General features: G+C 69.7%; 19 protein-coding genes. 9 read left to right on the top strand and 10 right to left on the bottom strand.

Annotated features, from left to right (window positions below; translation table 11 throughout):
- Position 1 precedes the first annotated feature (1 nt).
- Complete coding sequence (locus H5398_RS05510; RefSeq protein WP_182784428.1) at positions 2-1,255, bottom strand: DUF6350 family protein; 1,254 nt, start codon at positions 1,253-1,255, stop codon at positions 2-4.
- Positions 1,256-1,352: 97 nt separating this feature from the next.
- On the opposite strand from H5398_RS05510, the gene H5398_RS05505 reads away from it, so the two are divergent.
- The gene (locus H5398_RS05505; protein WP_182799320.1) at positions 1,353-2,951 is read left to right on the top strand and encodes a hypothetical protein; all 1,599 of its coding nucleotides are present in this window, start codon (positions 1,353-1,355) and stop codon (positions 2,949-2,951) included.
- Positions 2,952-2,962: 11 nt separating this feature from the next.
- On the opposite strand, the gene sucD is transcribed toward H5398_RS05505, so the two are convergent.
- Positions 2,963-3,859 carry a succinate--CoA ligase subunit alpha gene (gene sucD / locus H5398_RS05500; RefSeq protein WP_182784432.1) on the bottom strand — a complete coding sequence of 299 codons (897 nt, stop codon included), beginning with the start codon at positions 3,857-3,859 and terminating at the stop codon, positions 2,963-2,965.
- Positions 3,860-3,864: 5 nt separating this feature from the next.
- The gene (sucC, locus tag H5398_RS05495) at positions 3,865-5,040 is read right to left on the bottom strand and encodes an ADP-forming succinate--CoA ligase subunit beta (RefSeq protein ID WP_182784434.1); all 1,176 of its coding nucleotides are present in this window, start codon (positions 5,038-5,040) and stop codon (positions 3,865-3,867) included.
- A 199-nt stretch (positions 5,041-5,239) separates the two neighbouring features.
- On the opposite strand from sucC, the gene H5398_RS17715 reads away from it, so the two are divergent.
- Positions 5,240-6,244, top strand: coding sequence for a M23 family metallopeptidase (locus H5398_RS17715; RefSeq protein WP_182799319.1), 1,005 nt, complete (start codon positions 5,240-5,242; stop codon positions 6,242-6,244).
- Here H5398_RS17715 and pcrA read toward each other — a convergent pair.
- Positions 6,241-8,661, bottom strand: coding sequence for a DNA helicase PcrA (pcrA, locus tag H5398_RS05485; RefSeq protein WP_182799318.1), 2,421 nt, complete (start codon positions 8,659-8,661; stop codon positions 6,241-6,243). The two genes, H5398_RS17715 and pcrA, sit on opposite strands and share 4 nt — an antisense overlap.
- 57 nt (positions 8,662-8,718) lie before the next feature.
- Here pcrA and H5398_RS05480 point away from each other — a divergent pair, with 57 nt between their 5' ends.
- Positions 8,719-9,951, top strand: coding sequence for a phosphatidylserine/phosphatidylglycerophosphate/cardiolipin synthase family protein (locus H5398_RS05480; protein ID WP_255443577.1), 1,233 nt, complete (start codon positions 8,719-8,721; stop codon positions 9,949-9,951).
- A gap of 4 nt (positions 9,952-9,955) precedes the next feature.
- Here the strand turns inward: H5398_RS05480 and H5398_RS05475 are convergent, their stop codons facing one another.
- A complete protein-coding gene (locus H5398_RS05475) occupies positions 9,956-10,297 on the bottom strand; it encodes a hypothetical protein (protein ID WP_182799317.1) in 342 nt (113 codons plus the stop codon).
- Positions 10,298-10,388: 91 nt separating this feature from the next.
- On the opposite strand from H5398_RS05475, the gene H5398_RS05470 reads away from it, so the two are divergent.
- Positions 10,389-10,676 carry a GlsB/YeaQ/YmgE family stress response membrane protein gene (locus H5398_RS05470; RefSeq protein ID WP_370586082.1) on the top strand — a complete coding sequence of 96 codons (288 nt, stop codon included), beginning with the start codon at positions 10,389-10,391 and terminating at the stop codon, positions 10,674-10,676.
- A 77-nt stretch (positions 10,677-10,753) separates the two neighbouring features.
- Here the strand turns inward: H5398_RS05470 and H5398_RS05465 are convergent, their stop codons facing one another.
- Both H5398_RS05465 and H5398_RS05460 read right to left on the bottom strand, forming a co-directional pair.
- Positions 10,754-11,413 (bottom strand): response regulator transcription factor, encoded by a 660-nt coding sequence (locus tag H5398_RS05465; RefSeq protein ID WP_182799315.1) that lies wholly within the window; start codon positions 11,411-11,413, stop codon positions 10,754-10,756.
- Entirely contained in the window at positions 11,410-12,663 is a 1,254-nt protein-coding gene (locus H5398_RS05460; RefSeq protein WP_182799314.1) for an ATP-binding protein, read from the bottom strand. Before H5398_RS05460 ends, H5398_RS05465 begins: the two co-directional genes overlap by 4 nt.
- A 136-nt stretch (positions 12,664-12,799) precedes the next feature.
- On the opposite strand from H5398_RS05460, the gene H5398_RS05455 reads away from it, so the two are divergent.
- Genes H5398_RS05455 through H5398_RS05445 form a run of 3 tightly spaced genes read left to right on the top strand, consistent with a single transcriptional unit; the run spans position 12,800 to position 14,396 of the window.
- Positions 12,800-13,933 (top strand): PspC domain-containing protein, encoded by a 1,134-nt coding sequence (locus H5398_RS05455; RefSeq protein WP_182799313.1) that lies wholly within the window; start codon positions 12,800-12,802, stop codon positions 13,931-13,933.
- Complete coding sequence (locus tag H5398_RS05450) at positions 13,930-14,127, top strand: hypothetical protein (protein WP_182799312.1); 198 nt, start codon at positions 13,930-13,932, stop codon at positions 14,125-14,127. The genes H5398_RS05455 and H5398_RS05450 overlap by 4 nt, the downstream gene beginning before the upstream one ends.
- Positions 14,124-14,396: a PspC domain-containing protein gene (locus H5398_RS05445; protein ID WP_182799311.1), complete on the top strand. Its 273-nt coding sequence runs from the start codon at positions 14,124-14,126 to the stop codon at positions 14,394-14,396. The genes H5398_RS05450 and H5398_RS05445 overlap by 4 nt, the downstream gene beginning before the upstream one ends.
- A gap of 9 nt (positions 14,397-14,405) precedes the next feature.
- Here the strand turns inward: H5398_RS05445 and guaA are convergent, their stop codons facing one another.
- Positions 14,406-15,959: a glutamine-hydrolyzing GMP synthase gene (guaA, locus tag H5398_RS05440; RefSeq protein ID WP_182799310.1), complete on the bottom strand. Its 1,554-nt coding sequence runs from the start codon at positions 15,957-15,959 to the stop codon at positions 14,406-14,408.
- A gap of 87 nt (positions 15,960-16,046) precedes the next feature.
- Between guaA and cysK the strand changes: the two genes are divergently transcribed.
- Complete coding sequence (gene cysK / locus H5398_RS05435; protein ID WP_182799309.1) at positions 16,047-16,976, top strand: cysteine synthase A; 930 nt, start codon at positions 16,047-16,049, stop codon at positions 16,974-16,976.
- A 70-nt stretch (positions 16,977-17,046) separates the two neighbouring features.
- Complete coding sequence (locus H5398_RS05430) at positions 17,047-17,880, top strand: NAD(P)-dependent oxidoreductase (protein WP_220489175.1); 834 nt, start codon at positions 17,047-17,049, stop codon at positions 17,878-17,880.
- A gap of 3 nt (positions 17,881-17,883) precedes the next feature.
- Here H5398_RS05430 and H5398_RS05425 read toward each other — a convergent pair whose 3' ends face one another.
- Complete coding sequence (locus tag H5398_RS05425) at positions 17,884-19,062, bottom strand: NAD(P)/FAD-dependent oxidoreductase (RefSeq protein WP_182799308.1); 1,179 nt, start codon at positions 19,060-19,062, stop codon at positions 17,884-17,886.
- A 1-nt stretch (position 19,063) separates the two neighbouring features.
- A complete protein-coding gene (locus H5398_RS05420; protein ID WP_182784459.1) occupies positions 19,064-19,357 on the bottom strand; it encodes a chorismate mutase in 294 nt (97 codons plus the stop codon).
- Positions 19,358-19,362 lie beyond the last annotated feature (5 nt).

The raw sequence follows: 19,362 nt of genomic DNA, 5'->3' as shown, positions 1-19,362 counted from the left end.
CCTAAGGGGTGGCGCCGGCCTCAGCCGGCTGGGCGACCGGCCGGCGGATCAGGCCAACGATCAGTCCCGTCACCATGCCGGAGAGCCCTAGGAGGGTCGGCGCGAAGACGGCGAGCTCCGGCACCCGGGCCCCCACGAGGGCGAGCCGGGTGCCGCCCAACCCGCCGGAGCCCAGCGCAGCGAGGACGGTGACGGCGGCCCCGGCGGCGACACCGGACAGGCCCCCCACCAGCGCCGTCTGGTCAAAGCGCGCGCGAGGCCTCGCCCAGGCGACGGCGAGGCCGGCCACCGCCCCGGCCGCCACGCCGACGAGCAGCCACCAGAACGACGTCATGGAGACCTCAGCCCCCACCGGAACGAGGCCGAACGCCGGAATCGCCGGGAGGAGACCGACGTCCGTGGTGGCCATGCTGACGAGGGAGCCATCGCCGACCGTCACCCCGGCGCCCAGCATCCAGGACGCGCACGCGAGGAGCAGGTTGGGCAGGTAGGCGAGGTGCAGGATCACGAGCAGGAAGAGCCCCACGCCGCCGCCGTCGAGACCCTCGACGATCGCGGTGATGCTGTCGCGGCCCTGGACCAGTGCCACCACCAGCACTGCCGCCGAGCCGGCCAGGACGGTGAGCATGGCGGCCCCCAGCGCCTTCGGCGCGGCGCGCAGCCACGCCGGCCACTCGGCGGTGGGATCGTGGCCCACCCCGCGTGAGGCGCCCCAGAGCCCGGCGATGCCGCCGACCGCCACCCCACCGACCACCGCACGCAGGGACCCTGCGCCGATCGAGGCTGCCAGAAGCGAGAGGGCCGCGGCGTAGACCGCGCCGAAGGTGCCGCCCACCCGGGTGACGATCGCCTCGGTGTCTGCCCAGATTCTCCCCGTGTCGTCAGGGAGGGCCTCCTGCCGCGCCGCCTGCCTGGCCGCCATCGATGCCAACGGGAGGGCGAGGAACACCAGCGCGACGGTCAGCCCCAGAGGCGCCACCGACACCTGCAGGCCCCCGATCACCACGGGCGCCCCGTGCGCCAGAACCAGCAGCCCGGTGGAGAGCCCCAGCGCGTCGGAGAGCTGAGCCTCGGGCGACGTCAGCCAGCCCAGCATCGCCAACGCGCTGAGCACCAGCCAACCCGCCGCCAGGACGGCCAGCGGTCCTCCGACGGCCACCACATACCAGGGCCAGGGCCACTCACGGTGCGTAGCGGGCTCCTGCGCGTCCACGTCCACCGCGACGGTCCGGTGGGTCGCCGTGCGTTTCGCCATCTCTGAAGTCCCCTCGTGGATCTGCGCCTTCGTGTTGCCGACGGCGGTAGGGTTGCCCCACGAAACCCGCTGTCGCGGCCACTGGGAGGTGAATGAGATGCCTGAAAGCGAAGGAAGCCCCCGACGGGCCTGGCTCTCCGACGCGGACACCTCATCCCCGCCGGACACGGACCCTACCCCAGCAGATGACATCTTCCGCCCGCGACGCGGCTCCACAGACGACGCCGCCGCATTCTCGCGCCCGGACTCCGACGAGCCACAGGGCGAGACTCCGATCCCTGCCCCCGTGTTCCCGCGCTCGGCCGGCGAGGTGGCCGACAGCCCCAGCCCTGCGCCCCGCAGGTCCGCCCTATCCTCATCGACCCCCCTCGAGGCGGAGACGCCTGCGCCGCCCCCGCGAACGCAGCCTGCGCGCCCAGGCCTCGCCGTCTGGGCATTGGGAGGCCTGGTGGGGGCACTCGCCGTCGGCATGATCGCCTTCTACGCCTCGAGGGGAGCGGAGCCGGCCACCTCACAGAGCGCCTCACCGAGCGGCTCGGCCGCGGCGTCGGCGAGCGCGAGCCCCACCGTCGTCGCGGCACCGGAGGACCTCGTCACCGGCGAGGATCTGGCCGGCATCGCGGCGGCCGCCTCGTGGTCGGTGACCCACACCAGCAGCGCCGCCGCGGACCATGAGGGCCGCGTCGCCTGCCTGAGCACCCAGACCGAGGACCAGAACCCCACCTCCTCACTACAGCGCACCCTCGCCACTTCAGACGAAGACCAGCTCGCCGCGCTGCACCGCATCGAAACCTACGCCTCACCCGCCGCGGCGCAGCAGGTGTTCGCCAACCGCAGCACCGCGCTGGCGAGCTGCGACGAGATCCCGGCCCGGATCGTCCGGGCGACCTCGGTCGAGGGGATGGGCGACGAGGCCTTTCAGATCTCAGTGGTCTTCGAGGACGTGCCCATCCAGTACCACACGCTGCTGATGACACGCGTGGGCAGTGCCATCCAGCTGCTGGACGTGGCCCGGACCAGCAGCCCCGTCGAAGCGCAGCTCGCCGCCGACGCCCTCGCCCGCCCGCAGGGCACGCTGTGCACCATCGAGGCCGCCACCTGCGCCCCGGAGCCCACCATCACCGACGCGGTGGTCCCGGCGGCCGAACCCGTCGGCTGGCTGATCCCCTCGGACCTTCCCCGGATCAGGCCCGGGTCCGGCCGGTGGACGGCCTCGGACCCCACAGACCTCACGAGCGCAGGGATGGGGTGCGAGAACCTGACTCTGGTGAGTGAGCCCGGCCCCACCGAGCGGCGGCAGGCGACCTACCTGATGACGCAGGACGACCAGGCGCCGGACACGTTCGGCGTGGACGAGCTGCGCTTCACGTTCCCGGATGCAGCTGCCGCCACGGCCTTCGCCACCAAGCTGGGCAACGCCATCGCCAGCTGCAAGGATCGCGTCAACACCGCCACCGTCAGCGAGCTGCCGGCGGTGACGGGCACCGGCGAGGCTGGTCTGCCGGTCTCTTCGCGTCTCTTCTCCGTCACTCAGGCCACCGCCGACGACAAGGGCGTGCCGTACCGGCTCGTCGTCAGCGTGGCCGGGGAGCACGTGTCCTACACAATCATCACCGTGACGGCGGCCTACTCGTTCACCGACGCGCAGCTCACGGAGCTGGCGCTGCGGATCCCGGTGCGGGCCAGCCAGGGCTGACCCGCTCCGCGTCAGACCAGGGTGTGGCGCAGGTGCGCGATGGCGTCGCGCACCAGTCCAGCGGTCAGCGACGGGGTCTCCCCCACCAGCACCCCCGCGGCCTCCAACGCCGCCTTCTTCGCCTGTGCGGTGCCGGCCGATCCGGTGATGATGGCGCCGGCGTGGCCCATCGTCCGTCCGGTCGGCGCGGTGAAACCGGCCACGTACCCGATCACGGGCTTGGTGATGTGGTCTGCGATGTAGGCCGCCGCACGCTCCTCGGCGTCGCCGCCGATCTCACCGATCATGACGATGAGGTCCGTGTCGGGGTCCTCCTCGAAAGCCTGCAGCACGTCGATGTGCCTGGTACCCACCACCGGGTCACCGCCGATGCCCACCGCCGTCGAGAAGCCGTGATCGCGCAGCTCGTACATCATCTGATAGGTGAGCGTGCCGGACTTCGAGACAAGGCCGATGCGGCCGGGTCCCGAGATGTGGGCCGGGATGATGCCGACGTTGGACTTGCCGGGAGAGATGAGGCCGGGGCAGTTGGGGCCGATGATCCGGGTCCGCGAACCGCGGGCCGCCGCGTGGAACTCGACCGCGTCGTGCACCGGGATCCCCTCGGTGATCACCACGCACAGGCCCACCTCGGCCTCCACCGCCTCCAGGACGGCCTCCTTGGCGAACTTCGGCGGCACGAACACCACCGACACATCGGCATGGGTGGCCGCGACCGCCTCAACCATGGACCCGAACACGGGCACCGGGTCCTCCTCGAAGAGGACCGCCTCTCCCGCCCTGCCAGGCGTGACGCCGCCCACGACGCGGGTGCCCGACATGATCATGCGCTGCGTGTGCTTGCGCCCCTCCTTGCCCGTCATGCCCTGGACCAGGACGCGCGAGGACGCGTTGATGAAGATCGACATCGGAGTCAGTTCCCTTCGGCCGCGAACCGGGCGGCCGCTCGGGCCGCCTCGTCCATGGTGTTCTTGACAGTGATCAACGGATGATTGGCCTCGGCGAGGATGGCCTTGCCGACCTCGACGGAGTTGCCGTCGAGCCGCACCACGATGGGCAGGCGCGCCTCGGCGCCCAGCATGTCCAGCGCGTTGACGATGCCGTTGGCCACATCACTGCAGGCCGTGATTCCGCCGAAGATGTTGACGAAGACGCTCTTGACCTGCGGGTCGCTCATGATGATGCGCAACCCGTTGGCCATCACGTTGGCCGACGCGCCACCGCCGATGTCGAGGAAGTTCGCGGGACGCGGCCGGCCGGGCAGTTCCTCACCGGCGGCCGCCACCACGTCGAGACTGCTCATCACGAGGCCGGCGCCATTGCCGATCACGCCGATGCTGCCGTCGAGCTTGACGTAGTTGAGGTCCAGGTTGCGTGCCTGACGTTCGAGATCCACGTCCCCGGTGGTCTCCTCGTAGCGCTCCCATTCCGGGTGGCGGAAGTCAGCGTTGCCGTCCAGGGTGACCTTGCCGTCGAGGGCGATGATGTCGCCGGCGCCGGTCTTCACCAACGGATTGACCTCCACCAGTGTGGCGTCAGATTCCTTGAAGGTCCGCCACAGCTTCCTGAGCACCGCGGAGACCTTCTGGTGGTCCTCGGGCATGAATCCCGCGTCGGTCACGATGCGTTGAGCCACGGCCTGGGAGATCCCCTCGACGGGGTCCAGGTCCAGCCGGAGCAGCGCCTCCGGCCGCTCTACCGCCAAGGTCTCGATGTCCACGCCGCCCTCGATGCTGCACATCGCGATGAACCCGCCGGCGGCGCGGTCCAGGAGGATGGAGAAGTAGAACTCCTCCGCGATGTCCGCGCCAGGGCTGAGCATGACGGTCTCGACCACGTGCCCCTTGATGTCCAGGCCGAGCACCTCGCCCGCCGTCTTCATGACGGCGTCCTCGCCGCGGGCGAGCTTCACGCCGCCTGCCTTTCCACGGCCGCCCGTGCGGACCTGCGCCTTGATCACCACGAGGTCCGCGCCGAGTTCCAGGTAGGCCGCGCGCGCCTCCTCAGGGGTGGTGGCGATGCGGCCGGGGAGGACGGGCACGTCGAACTGTTCGAACAGGTCGCGGGCTTGATACTCGAGGAGATCCACGGTGGTCCTTCGGTTGGTCGATCAAACTCCGCCAGACTACCCGGCGGCCCGAAGCGACGGAAGGGCCTGAGGGTCGGCTCGGCCCTCCTCGACCTGGTTCTGTTGTCCGCAGCTGCGGACAACAGGAGCTCAAACTTTGAGAGAAACCTGAGAACTGTTAAGGTTTTCTCAGAACCCCCCGAACAAGGCTAGGAGCCAGGTGAACGACGCCACGCCAGTGCGCAACCCCCGTCGCGCCGCGGAGATCGACGAGATCGTCGAGATTGACGCCCACCCAGCCCGCCGCTCCACGCCTGCCCTGCCGTTTGCCGTCAGCCGTCGCATCGTCGCGCTCGGCGTGGCCGGCGCCCTGTCCGTGAGCGCCCTGTTCGCCTTCGCCTTCACTGCGCGCGACGGTGGCGACACCGCGAGCGAGTCGCTCGACGCCGCCGTACCCGCCGCCGCCGCGTCCGCCGCGGCCATGGGCTTCGCCGACCGTTCCCAGGAGGTCAGCCGCACCGCGGTGCGGGCCAACCTGACCGAGGCGGTCGCGGACGAGGCCGCCAAGGAGCGCGACGAGACCCTGGACGCTTCCGTCGAGTCCGCCGCACAGACCGAGTGGATGACCAACTCCACCGAACGCCAGCGCCTCATGGACGAGGACATGACGCTCGTGGCCGCGCAGAGCGCGAAGCTGAAGAAGGAAGCCGAAGAGGCGGCCAAGCGCCTCGAGGAGGCCAAGAAGGCCGCCGCCGCTGCAGCAGCGGGCAAGGAGAACCTCAGCTCCCAGGACGTGACCAACCTCACCACCAAGGGCGGCTCGATGCCCGTCAAGTCCAACTACCGCATCGGTGCCGGATTCGGCGCGACCGGAAGCTGGTCGCGGTACCACACCGGCCAGGACTTCCCGGCCCCTGTCGGCACTCCCATCTACGCGGCCGCCTCCGGTGTGGTGCTCAGCCCCACCGCCGGCGGCTGGGCGGGCATCAACGTGGTGATCCAGCACAGCAACGGCGGCTCCACCCTCTACGCCCACATGAGCCGCAAGGTGGTCGGCGCCGGCGAGACCGTTCGCCCCGGGCAGCTGATCGGCTACGTCGGCAACACCGGACGCTCCTTCGGCGCCCACCTCCACTTCGAGTACTACAAGCCGGGCGTGACCCCCGGCGACGTGTACTCCGCCTCGAACCCGATGACCTTCCTCCGCTCGCTGGGCGTGGGCTAAAGCTTCTCCATCGGGGCATGCTTGAGGCTCAGCCTCTTCGTGCCCGCAGACCCGAAGTCCACGTCCACCTTCGTGGCGTCCCCCACTCCGTGGACGGCCAGCACGTCACCCATGCCGAAAGCCGCGTGCAGCACCCGATCCCCCGTGGCCACGCTGAACACCGTCTTCAGCGGCCCCTGCCCTGATCCGAAGCTCGCCACAGACGCCGAGGTCTGACGGTTGCGGGTGGCCGCGGAGCTGGCCCACGTGGTCGTGGCAGCGCCGGTGCGGCGCCAGTCCAGCACGTGCGGGGGCACTTCGTCGAAGAATCGCGACGGCGGGTTGTACTGGGGGGATCCGAAGACCACCCGCACCTGGGACCTGCTGAGGAACAGCCTTCTGCGCGCCCGTGTGATGCCGACGTAGGCCAGCCGACGCTCCTCCTCGAGCTCCTCCGGGTCCGTCAGGGCTCGCATGTGCGGGAACATGCCCTCCTCCATGCCGGTGAGGAACACCGTGTCGAACTCCAGGCCCTTGGCGGTGTGCAGCGTCATCAGCGTCACCACGCCCTTACCGTCCTCGTGGTCCGGCACCTGGTCCGAGTCGGCCACCAGGGCGATCCGCTCCAGGAAGGCCGGCAGGGAGTCGTCCGGCTCAGGCATCCCCGCGACCAGGCCGGACTCGACGGTATCGTCGTCCAGGTCGATCGTGTTGGCCGCCGCAACGAACTCAGCCGCCACCGAGACCAGCTCGATCAGGTTCTCGATGCGGGTCTGGTCCTGCGGATCGACCGATGCCTGGAGCTCGGGCAGGTAGCCGGACTCCTTCAGAATCGACGTCAGCACCTCGTCGGCCGGCTTGCCCTGCGCCAGCATGGCCCGGTGCAGGTTCATGAGGTCCACGAAGCCCTGAATCTGCTTCAGCGATCGGGAGGCCAGCCCCGGGGCCTCCGACGCGCGCTGTAGGGCGTCGAAGAAGCTCAGCCGGTGGCCGGTGGCCAGGGTGGACACCGCGGCGGCCGCCCGGTCACCGATGCCACGCTTGGGCACGTTGAGGATCCGGCGCACGGACACGTCGTCTGCCGGGTTCACGATGGCCCGCAGGTAGGCGATCGCGTCGCGGATCTCCCGACGCTCGTAGAAGCGCACACCTCCCACCACCTTGTAGGGCATCCCCACCCGGATGAACACCTCCTCGAACGCTCTGGACTGCGCGTTCGTGCGGTAGAAGACCGCTGTGTCGCCATACTGCGACAGGCCTGCATCACTCAACCGGTCGATCTCGTCGGCCACGAACTGCGCCTCGTCCGTCTCGCTGTCGGCCACCCACCCGACGATCAGCTCCCCCTCACCGAGATCCGACCACAGGTGCTTGTCGCGCCTGGACTGGTTGCGCGAGATCACCGAGTTGGCCGCGGTGAGGACGTTCTGCGTGGAGCGGTAGTTCTGGTCCAGCACCACCGTCCGGGCGCCTGGATAGTCCTTCTCGAAGTCCAGGATGTTGCGGATGGTGGCGCCGCGGAACGCGTAGATGGACTGGTCCGAGTCCCCCACCACCATCAACTCCGCCGGCTCGACCAGAGGGGATCCGTCCACCACGCCGCCGACGTCGCCGGCGCACAGCTCCCGCACCAGCGCGTACTGCGCGTGGTTGGTGTCCTGGTACTCGTCGACGAGCACGTGGCGGAAGCGACGCCGGTACTTCTCCCGGACGTCCGGAAACGCCTGCAGGAGGTGCACCGCCGTCATGATCAGGTCGTCGAAGTCCAAGGCGTTGGCCGCCACCAGCCGGGACTGGTACTCGGCGTAGGCCTCGGCATAAACCTTCTGGGGCGGGGACACCGCCTCTTGGGCGGCCCGCTCGTAGTCCACCAGCTCGTTCTTGAAGGTGCTGACCTTGTTCATCACCGCTCGGACGGGGTAGCGCTTGGGGTCCAGTTCCTGGTCCCGGCACACCAGTGACATGAGACGTTTGGCGTCCGTGTCGTCGTAGATCGAGAAGCTCTTGGTCAGGCCGAAGCGGTCGATGTCCTGGCGCAGGATGCGCACGCACGCCGAGTGGAAGGTGGAGACCCACATCAGCTTGGCACGGTTGCCCACCAGGTCCACGACGCGCTCACGCATCTCGGCGGCCGCCTTGTTGGTGAAGGTGATCGCCAGCACGGAGCCCGGATGGACATTGCGCTGCGAGACCAGATGGGCGATGCGCCGTGTCAGCACCCGCGTCTTCCCGGAGCCTGCGCCCGCCACCACCAGGACGGGAGAGCCGGCGTGCAGCACCGCCTCCCGCTGAGGAGGATTGAGCCCCTCGAGGAGCTGCTCCTCGGAGACCTTCTTGGCCGAGGCGCGCCGCTCAGGCCGCTCCTCCCCCGAACGGGCGGGCGGCGCCTGGTCCGGCTGGAACGCGGCGAACAGGTCCGGGAACAGCGAGTCACTCATGTCGGGGGCCAACACTACCGCCCGCTCAGGCGCTGCTCCCGCCGATATGCTGGCGGCATGCGTGATGCCTTCTCCCGAGGTCGGGTGATCTTCGGCCGGATCACCACCGCCGTGTTGCTGGCCCAGATCCTCTCGATGCTGGCCCTCACCCTCGTCGAGTCACTCCGGAAGAAGCAGCGCAAGCTGCGCAAGTTTCCCATCACCAAGCCGGAGCCCATCGGCGTCGGGGCCGACGAGGTGACCGTCTACACCTACGGCGAGCACGTCTACGACGCGATGATCGAGGCCATCGACGGGGCCGAGCACCACGTCTACTTCGAGACCTTCATCTGGAAGGGCGACGCCGAGGGGCTCCGATTCCGCGCGGCGCTCGCCCGGGCAGCGGCTCGTGGAGTCCGCGTGCACGCGGTCTGGGACGAGTTCGCAAACCTGGTGGTGCCCCGCGCCTTCTTCCGGGCCATTCCCTCCACCGTCAACACCATGCCCCACCCGGCGTTCCCGCTGCCCTGGTCACCACGCAGCTGGGGCCGCGACCATCGCAAGCTGCTCACCGTCGACGGCAGGGTCGGGTTCATCGGCGGCTACAACATCGGTTCCCTGTACGCCACCGGGTGGCGCGACACCCACGCCCGCATCGTCGGCGACGGGGTGGCGGAGCTTGAGAACGCGTTCGTCGACTTCTGGAACATGCATCCCAGCAAGGTGCGCGACCGGATCGAGCACAACCCTCAGCGCGAGTGGGAGCCCACCGTCCGGGTGCACCGCAACACTCCACGCATCCAGGTGTACCCCATCCGCAACATGTACCTCGAGGCCATCGACCGCGCCAGCCACCACATCTGGCTCACGCATGCCTACCTCATCCCCGACGACGACCTCGTGAGCGCGTTGCGCGACGCCGTGCGCCGCGGTGTGGACGTCCGCATCATCGTGCCTGCACGCTCCAACCACGTGGTGGCGGACTGGCTCTCGCGCGGCTTCTACGCCGAGCTACTGCGCTCCGGGATCCGCCTCTACCTGTTCCAGGGGGCCATGGTGCACTCCAAGACCGCCACCATCGACGGCCAGTGGTCCACCATCGGCACCGCCAACCTTGACCGGCTCAGCCTGCTGGGCAACTACGAGGTCAACCTGGAGCTGACGGACGAGGACGTGGCCGCCTACATGGAGGGGGTGTTCCTCACCGACGAATCGAACTGCATCGAGCTGACCGAGGAGAGATGGCGGGAGCGTTCCCCGGTGGCGAAGGCCACGGAACTCTTCCTCAGCCCGTGGCGGCCCCTGTTCTGAGGTCTCAGACGAAGACGGCCACCGCGACATTGAGCAGGGTCAGGCCGAAGATGGACCAGAACTGGGCGCCGCCGAGCGTGTCCTTCTTCCGGTTCATGAAGACCAGTACCGCCACGGCTACCAGGACGGCGAGCTTGATCCCCACCTTGAGGTGGTTGACCTCCGCGTCGCCCATCTCGGCCAGGCCCACCAGCAGCAGGCCGGTGATCAACTGGGTGAGCACCCCGTGGACCATCGCCGCATTGACGGCGCGCGACGGGCCCTTCACCTGCACAAAGGCGCCGCCGAAAAGCGCCGCAAATCCGACGAAGTGTAGTAGCAACAGCAAGTCATGAATCAATTCCATGCAGAGAGGATATCGCACCCGGGAGACACCCTGAATTCACCCCGAGTTCGCCCGGATAATGAGCCTCCGAGTTGTCCATCTGCGCCGCATGGTGCATCCTAGAGATATGGGAACAATCATTGCTTACATCGTCATCGGCCTCCTCGGCGGGGCTATCGCCAAGGCCATCCTCCCCGGCCGTCAGGGCGGGGGCTGGGTAGCTACCATGATCCTCGGAATCATCGGCGCCTTCGTCGGTGGACTCCTGGGCTCGCTGATCTTCGAGGGGAAGCTGGACCTGAGCGGCCCTACTTTCTCCATCGGAGGACTGATCACCTCAGTAGTGGGCGCAATCATCGTGCTCGTTGTCTACGGCTGGATGCAGAAGCGCAAGGCCTGATCACACCCCGCAGTTTGACGAAAGGGGCGGCGCCGGACTCATCCGGCGCCGCCCCTTTCTTCGTGTTTCTTTCAGGATCAGATCAGGTGCCGGTCGGTGGCCCACTTCGTCAATTGATGACGATTGGACAACTGCAGTTTGCGCAACACGGAGGACACATGGGTCTCCACCGTCTTGATGGAGATGAACAGCTCACGCGCCACCTCCTTGTAGGAATATCCGCGCGCGATCAGCTTCATCACCTCACGCTCCCGGACGCTCAACCGGTCCAGTTCCTCGTCGATGCCGGACACGTCCACGGCGCCCGAGAAGGCGTCCAGAACGAACCCGGCCAGGCGCGGTGAGAACACCGCGTCGCCGGCGGCCACGCGCGCGATGCCCTCAAGGAGCTCCTCCGAGCTGATCGACTTGGTGACGTAGCCGCGGGCGCCCGCGCGGATCACACCGATCACGTCCTGCGCCGCATCCGAGACCGAGAGCGCCAGGAACTTGACCTGGGGTAATGCTGGCAGCACCTGCCTGATCACCTCCGCACCGCCTCCCCCTGGGAGGTGCACATCGAGCAGCACCACGTCCGGCACGCTGGCGACGATGACCGCGACAGCCGTGCCGACGTCCTCGCCCTCACCCACCACATCGCAGTGCGGCCCGATCTCATGGCGCACCCCCGCACGGAACATGGCGTGGTCATCGACGATGACCACGCGCAACGGATTCGGTCCGGCCGCCTCGCTCATATGGCGATCTCCACTTTCACCTCGGTGCCCTCGGGCCCCGAGCGGATCGCGGCGCTGCCGCCATTACGATCCATCCGGGCCTTGATCGATTCTCGCACGCCCATCCGCCCCTCCGGAACCGCGTCGACGTCGAAGCCCCGCCCCCGGTCCCGGATGAACACCTCGATCCGCGGGCCGTCAACCTCGGCGTAGACGTCCACCCTCGGGGAGCCCGAGTGCTTCGCCGCGTTCGTCACGGCCTCTCCGACGGCCAGCACCAGCGCCTCCACACGGTCGTCGACGGCGACGTCGCCCACGCAGACCAGTTCGACGTCGACGGCGAAGTCGGCCTCGACGTCGGCGACCACGGCGCGCAGGGCGGAGCGGAAGGATGCGGCCCGGGTGGACTCGCCGTAGAGCCAGGTGCGCAGCTCGCGCTCCTGGCGCCGGGCCAGGCCGGCGACGGTGACGGGGTCGGAGGCCTGGCGTTGAATGAGCGCCAAGGTCTGGAGGACCGAGTCGTGGAGGTGGGCCGCCATGTCTGCCCGCGCCTCGGCGCGCAGCCGCTCCGCGTCGGCTCGCCGGACGCGCCCTCGCTGCTGGTACAACCACGGGGCCGCGACCACCAGCACACCGGCCAGCAGCACCCCCGAGGCGCCCAGCACGCCGGGCAGTTGCGACAGCCCCACCTGGGTGGCCAGGATCCAGCTCGTGCCGGCCCCCACCAGGAGGAGGCCTCCGACCAGGCGGACGATGCTCATCGCCCCGCCTCCGCGCGCCACCCGCGACCACAGGCCGCCACGCCCCGTCCTGGCCGGGCGGGGCGTGACCCGCTCGTCGACCTGGAGCCAGATGACGATGACACCCACGCCGCCCACCACCATGGGCCAGAACAGCGACGTGGAGATGACGCCTCCCGAGACGAACAGCCACAGGAGCCCCACCACGAGCATCCCGCCTGCCACGAGGAGGCCGGAGTCCGCGCCCTGGGTCTCCACGCGCTGCGGCCGCATGCCGCTGCGGCTGGCCGCGGCGAGGCCCACGGGCTCGCCCTCACCCGTCGCACGCGGCATGAGGACCCACAGCGCGCCGTACGCCAGCACCCCCGCGCCCGAGAAGAGGGCCATGACCAGGAAGCCGAGCCGCACGTGCGCCACCCGGACACCGAGGTGCGAGGCCAGGCCCGTCGCCACGCCGGCGATGACCTTGCCCTCGCTCTGGCGGCGCAGCGGCACCCGCGCGGGCGCGATGGGTACCGGCAGCTCTGTCATGGCCCCAGCCTGACACGCTGACGATGGCGAGGCCAGCGCCAGGGGTGCTTTCCAGGGTCCCCGGCGCCACATCTCAGGTCCCTCTCAGGGGGTCACCCGATGGCGACACGGCGGCCACCACACCAGACTGGTGTGCATGTCCACTGAGCTTGATCTGGGGTGGCTCGATCCGAGCCTCGGCGCCATGCAGCGCCAGGAGTCAGGCATGGGCTCCGGCCTGTGCGCCGCCATCGCCGCACGGATGGGCGTCGACGTGGTTCTGGTGCGCGTCGCGTTCGCCCTGCTGGCGCTCAGCGGCGGCCTGGGCGTGGCCCTGTACGCGTGGGGCACGGCGCTCACCCGCAGCCCCACCGGTGTGCGCCCCATGGACGCGCTTCTCCCCGCCTTTGCCCGCTGGACCCCAACGGCCCAGAAGGCCGTCGTCATCCTCACCACGCTCGCCGCGGTCAGCCTGGTCAGTTCGGTCAGCCCACTTCCGTGGGGCCCCGGCGTGCTCCTCCTGGCGCTGCTCGTGCTGGCCCGCCGGGGCCGGCTCGGCGGCACCTGGTCCCCCTCGGCCACGCCTCAGCCACAGAACACACGCGTGAACACAAGCGCCGGGGCCGTGAGCGACGACGCCCTGGTGGCCCACTGGCGCTCCCAGATGCACTCCGCCACCGGGCGCGCCCACGACGGTCTGCCCGTCGTGGACCTCTACGCCCCTGAGCCCCCCCGCGCCGCCCCGTCGGGCCCCCGTCCGAAGGCCGCTTGGCTGATCGGTCTCGGGATCCTCGTAGCGATGCTCGCCACCGGCGCCGTGACGGGCGTGCTCCTTGGCGCCGGCCCGGGGCTTGCCCTGGGAGCCGCGCTCGTTGCGGGCGGTTCGCTCGCGGTACTCTACGCGGTCGTCGCACGATCCAAGCGCGTGCCACGGCCCCTTCTGGGCGTGCTGGTGATCGCGATGGTGGCGGGCGGCTGGCTCGCTCCGCGGGCCGCCGAGTCCGCGGTTGCGCCGTCCGCCGACGCCTCGGTGCTGACCCTCACCGTCGTCGGCGAGGAGCGGGTGGTCGACCTGGGCGCAGAGAATCTCGACGGCATCGACGAGGTCCGCATCGAGGCGATCGCCTCGGACGTCACCGTCCTCCTCCCGGGACCGCTGCTGTCTCTCACGTCGAACGAAATGTTCAGCGATGTGAGCGTCGAGACGGGCAACTCAACCGCCGCACCGGTGGATTTCACCGTCAGGGTTGACGCGACCCTGTCTGCGGTCACACTGGAAGAGAGATCATGAACCGCCCACCACTCGATCTGGCCACCCTGGCCGTCGGCCTCGCCGCCGTCGGCTTCGGGATCGTGCTGATCGTCTCGCCGAGCCTCTCGGCGCCCTTTGTCCAACCGATCCTCGCCGTCATCCTCGTGGCCGCAGGCGCGATCGGTCTCATCTCCTCCCGCGGCCGCACGAATTCCCGAAAGGAACTTCCATGAAGCTCACCCGTCCCAGTACCGGCGCCATGATCGGCGGCGTCTGCGCAGGCATCGCGCGCTACCTCAACCTCGACGTGACCATCGTCCGGATCGCCTTCGTACTGATCGCCGTCTTCGGCGGCAGCGGCATCCTGGCCTACCTCATCCTGTGGGCCGTCATGCCCAAGGACGAGGGCGGCTCCCTGGCCGAGGAAGGGTTCGACAAGGCCCGCCAATGGTACGACACCCGCAAGCCGGACTCCCCCAAGGAGCCCCCGTACGACATCTGAGCCGGGGGGCTACTCCCACTCGATGGTGCCCGGCGGCTTGCTCGTGACGTCGATGACCACCCTGTTGACCTCGGGGCATTCGTTGGTGATCCGGGAGGAGATCTTCTCGATCACCTCGTAGGGCAGGCGGGCCCAGTCCGCGGTCATGGCGTCATCCGACACCACCGGCCGCAGGACGATGGGGTGGCCGTAGGTCCGGCCGTCGCCCTGCACCCCGACGGACCTCACGTCCGCGAGGAGCACGACGGGGAACTGCCAGATCGCCCGCTCGAGCTTGGCCACGGCCAGCTCGTGGCGGGCGATCGCGTCTGCCTGGCGAAGGATGTCGAGCCGGTCCTCGGTGACCTCGCCGATGATCCGGATGGCCAGCCCCGGGCCGGGGAACGGGTGGCGCCACACCATCTCCTCCGGCAGCCCCAACTGCTCCCCGACTGCTCGCACCTCATCCTTGAACATCTGGCGCAGTGGCTCGATCAGGGTGAACTGGAGGTCGTCGGGCAGACCGCCCACGTTGTGGTGGCTCTTGATGTTGGCGGTGCCCTCGCCGCCACCGGACTCCACGACGTCCGGGTAGAGCGTGCCTTGGACGAGGAAGTCGATCCCGCGCTCACCGGCCAGGTCCCGCGCCGTCGCCTCGAAGGTGCGGATGAACTCGCGGCCGATGATCTTGCGCTTCTCCTCCGGGTCCGTCACCCCTGCCAGGGCGCCGAGGAAGCGATCGCGCTCGTCCGCGACCACGAGGTCCACCCCCGTGACGGCCACGAAGTCCTCCTTGACCTGCTCCGCCTCGCCCTCACGCAGCAGCCCGTGGTCCACGAACACGCAGGTCAACTGCTTGCCGATGGCCCGCTGCACCAGCGCCGCCGCGACCGCCGAGTCCACCCCGCCGGACAGGGCGCACAGCACCCGTCGGTCCCCGACCTTGGCGCGCACCGCGTCGATGCTCTCGGTGACCATGTTCGCGGCGGTCCAGTCCGGGGTGAGCCCGGCGATGGTGAACAGGAAGTGCTCCAGCACCTGCTGGCCCCATTGGGAGTGCAGCACCTCGGGGTGCCATTGGACGCCCGCCAGCTTGCGGGCCAGGTCCTCGAACGCCGCCACCGGCGCACCGGCGGTCCGGGCGAGCACTCGGAACCCCTTCGGTGCTCTGCTGACCGAGTCTCCGTGGCTCATCCAGACGTTGAGCGTGTTGGGCAGGCTGCCGAGCAGGCACCCTCCGTCGTGGATGGACAGCGAGGTGCGGCCGTACTCGCGCTGGCCCGTCTTGGCGACGGTGCCGCCGAGCGCCTGTGCCATCACCTGGAAGCCGTAGCAGATGCCCAGCACGGGCACGCCCGCCTCGAGGATCCTGGTGTCCAGCCCGGGCGCCCCCTCCTCGTAGACCGACGACGGCCCCCCGGAGAGGATGATGGCGGCAGGACGAAGCGCGAGGATCGCGTCGGCGTCGAGCGAGGAACTGACGATCTCGGAGTAGACGTTCGCCTCGCGGACGCGCCGCGCGATGAGCTGCGCGTACTGCGCCCCGAAGTCGACGACGAGGACCTTCTCGTGCTGGGCAGTCATGGGAGGGAGTCTATTGCCTTTCCAGCCGGAACAACTTTCGTCCCCGTCTGCGGGAATATCCGGGCGGTGGCGAAGGTTGGCGACGACATGAACATTTACTCCGACGTGACCGCCCTCATCGGGCGCACGCCCCTGGTCCGGCTCAACCGCATCGCCGGCGACAACGCGACCGTCCTGGCCAAGCTCGAGTTCTACAACCCCGCCAACTCGGTCAAGGACCGCATCGGCGTCTCCATCATCGACGCCGCCGAGGCCTCCGGTCAGCTGCAGCCCGGCGGGACCATCGTGGAGGGCACCTCCGGCAACACCGGCATCGCGCTGGCCATGGTGGGGGCCGCGCGCGGCTACAAGGTGGTGCTGACGATGCCGGAGACGATGTCGCTGGAGCGTCGCGCACTGCTGCGCGCCTACGGCGCCGAGCTGGTGCTCACCCCCGGCCCGCAGGGCATGCGCGGCGCCGTCGAGAAGGCCGAGGAGATCGCGGCTGAGCGCGGCGGCGTCCTGGCCCGGCAGTTCGCCAACCCCGCCAACGTGGAGATCCACCGCACCACCACCGCCGTGGAGATCTGGGACGACACGGACGGCACCGTCGACATCGTGGTGGCCGGCGTCGGCACCGGCGGCACCATCACCGGCGTCGGCCAGGTGCTCAAGCAACGCAAGCCCGAGGTGAAGATCGTCGCCGTGGAGCCTCAGGAGTCCCCCATCCTCTCCGGCGGCCAGCCCGGCCCCCACAAGATCCAGGGCATCGGCGCCAACTTCGTGCCGGAGATCCTGGACCGCTCCGTCATCGACGAGGTGCTCCCCCGCAACATCGACCAGGCCGTCGAGTTCGCCCGCCGCGCCGCCCAGGAGGAGGGCCTCCTGGTGGGCCTGTCCTCCGGCGCCGCACTGTCCGCGGCGATCGAGGTGGCGGCCCGCCCCGAGAACGCCGGCAAGACCATCGTGGTGATCATCCCGTCGTTCGGCGAGCGCTACCTGTCCACCGTCCTGTTCGAGGGCCTGCTCGAGAAGTGACCTGTGCGGAAGGGGGCGTCCCGCGGTCGGGGCGCCCCCTTCCGCGTCCCCGCCTCACTAAGCTGGGGCCATGCGCATCGTCATCACCGGGGCCTCGGGCAAAGCCGGCCAGGCCACCCTCCGCCACTTCGTCGAATCCGCCCACGAGATCGTCGCCACTGATGTCGCCGGACGCCCGGCCTGGTACAGCGGCAAGTTCTACCGCGCGGACCTGACCCAGTTCGGCGAGGCCATGGACGTGCTCGCCGGGGCGGACGCCGTCATCCACCTGGCCAACATCCCGGCCGACTGGATCCATACCGATTCGCACACCCTCAATGCCAACATGGCCATGAACAACAACGTGTTTGTCGCCGCGTGGAAGCTGGGGCTCAAGCGGGTGGTCTACGCATCCAGCGAGACCACGCTGGGGCTTCCGTTCGACGAGGTGCGCTACGTCCCCGTCGACGAGGACCACTACCCGCTGCCCAACTCCACCTACTCCCTGTCGAAGGTGATGACCGAGACCATGGCGGAGCAGGTGTCGCGGTGGGCGGGCATCCCCTTCATCGGGCTCCGCCTGTCCAACATCTTCACGGTCGAGGACTACGCGCAGCAGCCGGCCTTCGCCAGGGATCCCGAGGCCCGTCGCTGGAACCTCTTCGGCTACATCGACGCCCGCGACGTGGCCCAGTCCTGCGAGGACGCCCTCACGGCCAGCCTGTCCGGCTCGCACGCCTTCGTCATCGCGGCAGACGACATCATCCTGGACATGCCGACGCGGGAGGCGCTGGCCGCGATCCATCCCGGCCGCGAGGTGCCGGACAGCGTCGGAGAGTTCGGCACGCTGCTCAGCAACCGGGCCGCGAAGGAGCAGATGGGCTTCGCACCCCAGCACTCCTGGCGGGACGAGGTGCCCGCCTGAACCTCAGCCGCTGACCGCCCGGGCGGCGCGCTCCCCCGACGCGAGGGCGTCCTGGATCGACGCACCGGGCAGGTCGTCGGCCACCAGCACCCTGGCGGGCACCGGCATGAGGGCACGAGCCCCGGGCGGCAGCGCGGGGAGGGCATGCGCGATGTCGTGGCGCACGAGCAGGCGCCAGCGCGAGGCGTCTGCACCCAGCACGCTGCCCGCCTCCCTGGCAGCGTCGGCGTCCGTCAGAGCGTGGTCACCCACTGCGCTTGCCTGGACGAGGTGCTGCCCGGCCGGGGCATAGGACGGCGCGATGTTGGACTGGACGCAGGCGTTCGCCAGGCGGGCGCCGTCGCGGAGATCGAGATGCAGGAAGGGCGACCTGGTGGGGGCTTCGTCGGCGGCGAACCACCACGTGGTCACGCCGAGCATCAGGGGCGCGGGAAGCCCGAGCAGCGCCGCGTTGCCGAGCGGCCCGGCCGCCAGCACCACTGTGTCAGCCCGCTCGACGGAGCCATCGGCGAGCCGCACCTCGACGCCGGCCGCTCCGGGCAGCAGCTCGGCAACCCGGGCGCCGAGCCGGATCCGGTCCCTGATCGGCTCGGCGAGCTGCAGGGGCACAGCAGCCATGCCCTGAGCCGGGACCGCGGGGGTGGCGAGGCCGAAGAACGCCGCGAGCCGGCGCACCTGGGACGCCGATGTGGTGCCGTGGGCGTCCAGCGTCACCCCGGAAAAGAACCGCTCGACCACGCGGCGCACAACCGGGGAGAAGCCCGCAGCATCCAGGGCACCGCTCAAGGTGAGGTTCTCCTGCCCCGACGCCTTCACCCAGCGCGCCACCGCTGCCAGGTCTCCCGGGGTGAGGGGCCCGCGCACCAGCCCCGCCGCGTGCCGCGGGTGGCGGGTGGGGTCCGCCAGCACCTGGAGTCCATCGTCGGTGCGCAGCGCCGCCCCGCGACCGAAACGGTGCAGGTCCAGCCTGCCCATGTCCAGGGCGCGGCGGGCCGCGGGGTAGAGCGGGTTGAGCAGCTGGAAGCCTCGATCGCAGCGGAAGCCGTCCACAGTGTCCGTGGCCACGCGCCCCCCGACCGCGCCCGAGGCCTCGAGCACCAGCACGTCCCGGCCGGAGACCGCCACCAGCCCCGCGGCCCGAAGACCCGCCAACCCTGCCCCGACCACGACGATCCGTGCCATCTCAGCCCTCCCCGCGTGCGATCTTCTCGTGGTGGCGGACCACTTCGGCGACGATGAAGGTCAGGAACTTCTCCGCCAGCTCGGGGTCCAGGTCCGCATCGGCGGCGAGCGCCCGGAGCCGGGCGATCTGCTGAGCCTCCCGGGCCGTGTCCGCGGCCGGCAGGCCCGCCTTGGCCTTGAGCTCGCCCACTCGTTGGGTCACCTTGAAGCGCTCAGCCAGGAGGTGGATGAGGGCCGAGTCCATGTTGTCGATGCTTCCGCGCAGGCGCTTCAGCTCGGTCAGTGCGTCGTCCATCGGCG

Source organism: Tessaracoccus sp. MC1679 (assembly GCF_014164775.1).
GTDB lineage: Bacteria > Actinomycetota > Actinomycetes > Propionibacteriales > Propionibacteriaceae > Arachnia.
The sequence above is the reverse complement of the archived record's forward strand: the minus strand, read 5'-3'. Positions and strand labels throughout refer to the sequence as shown.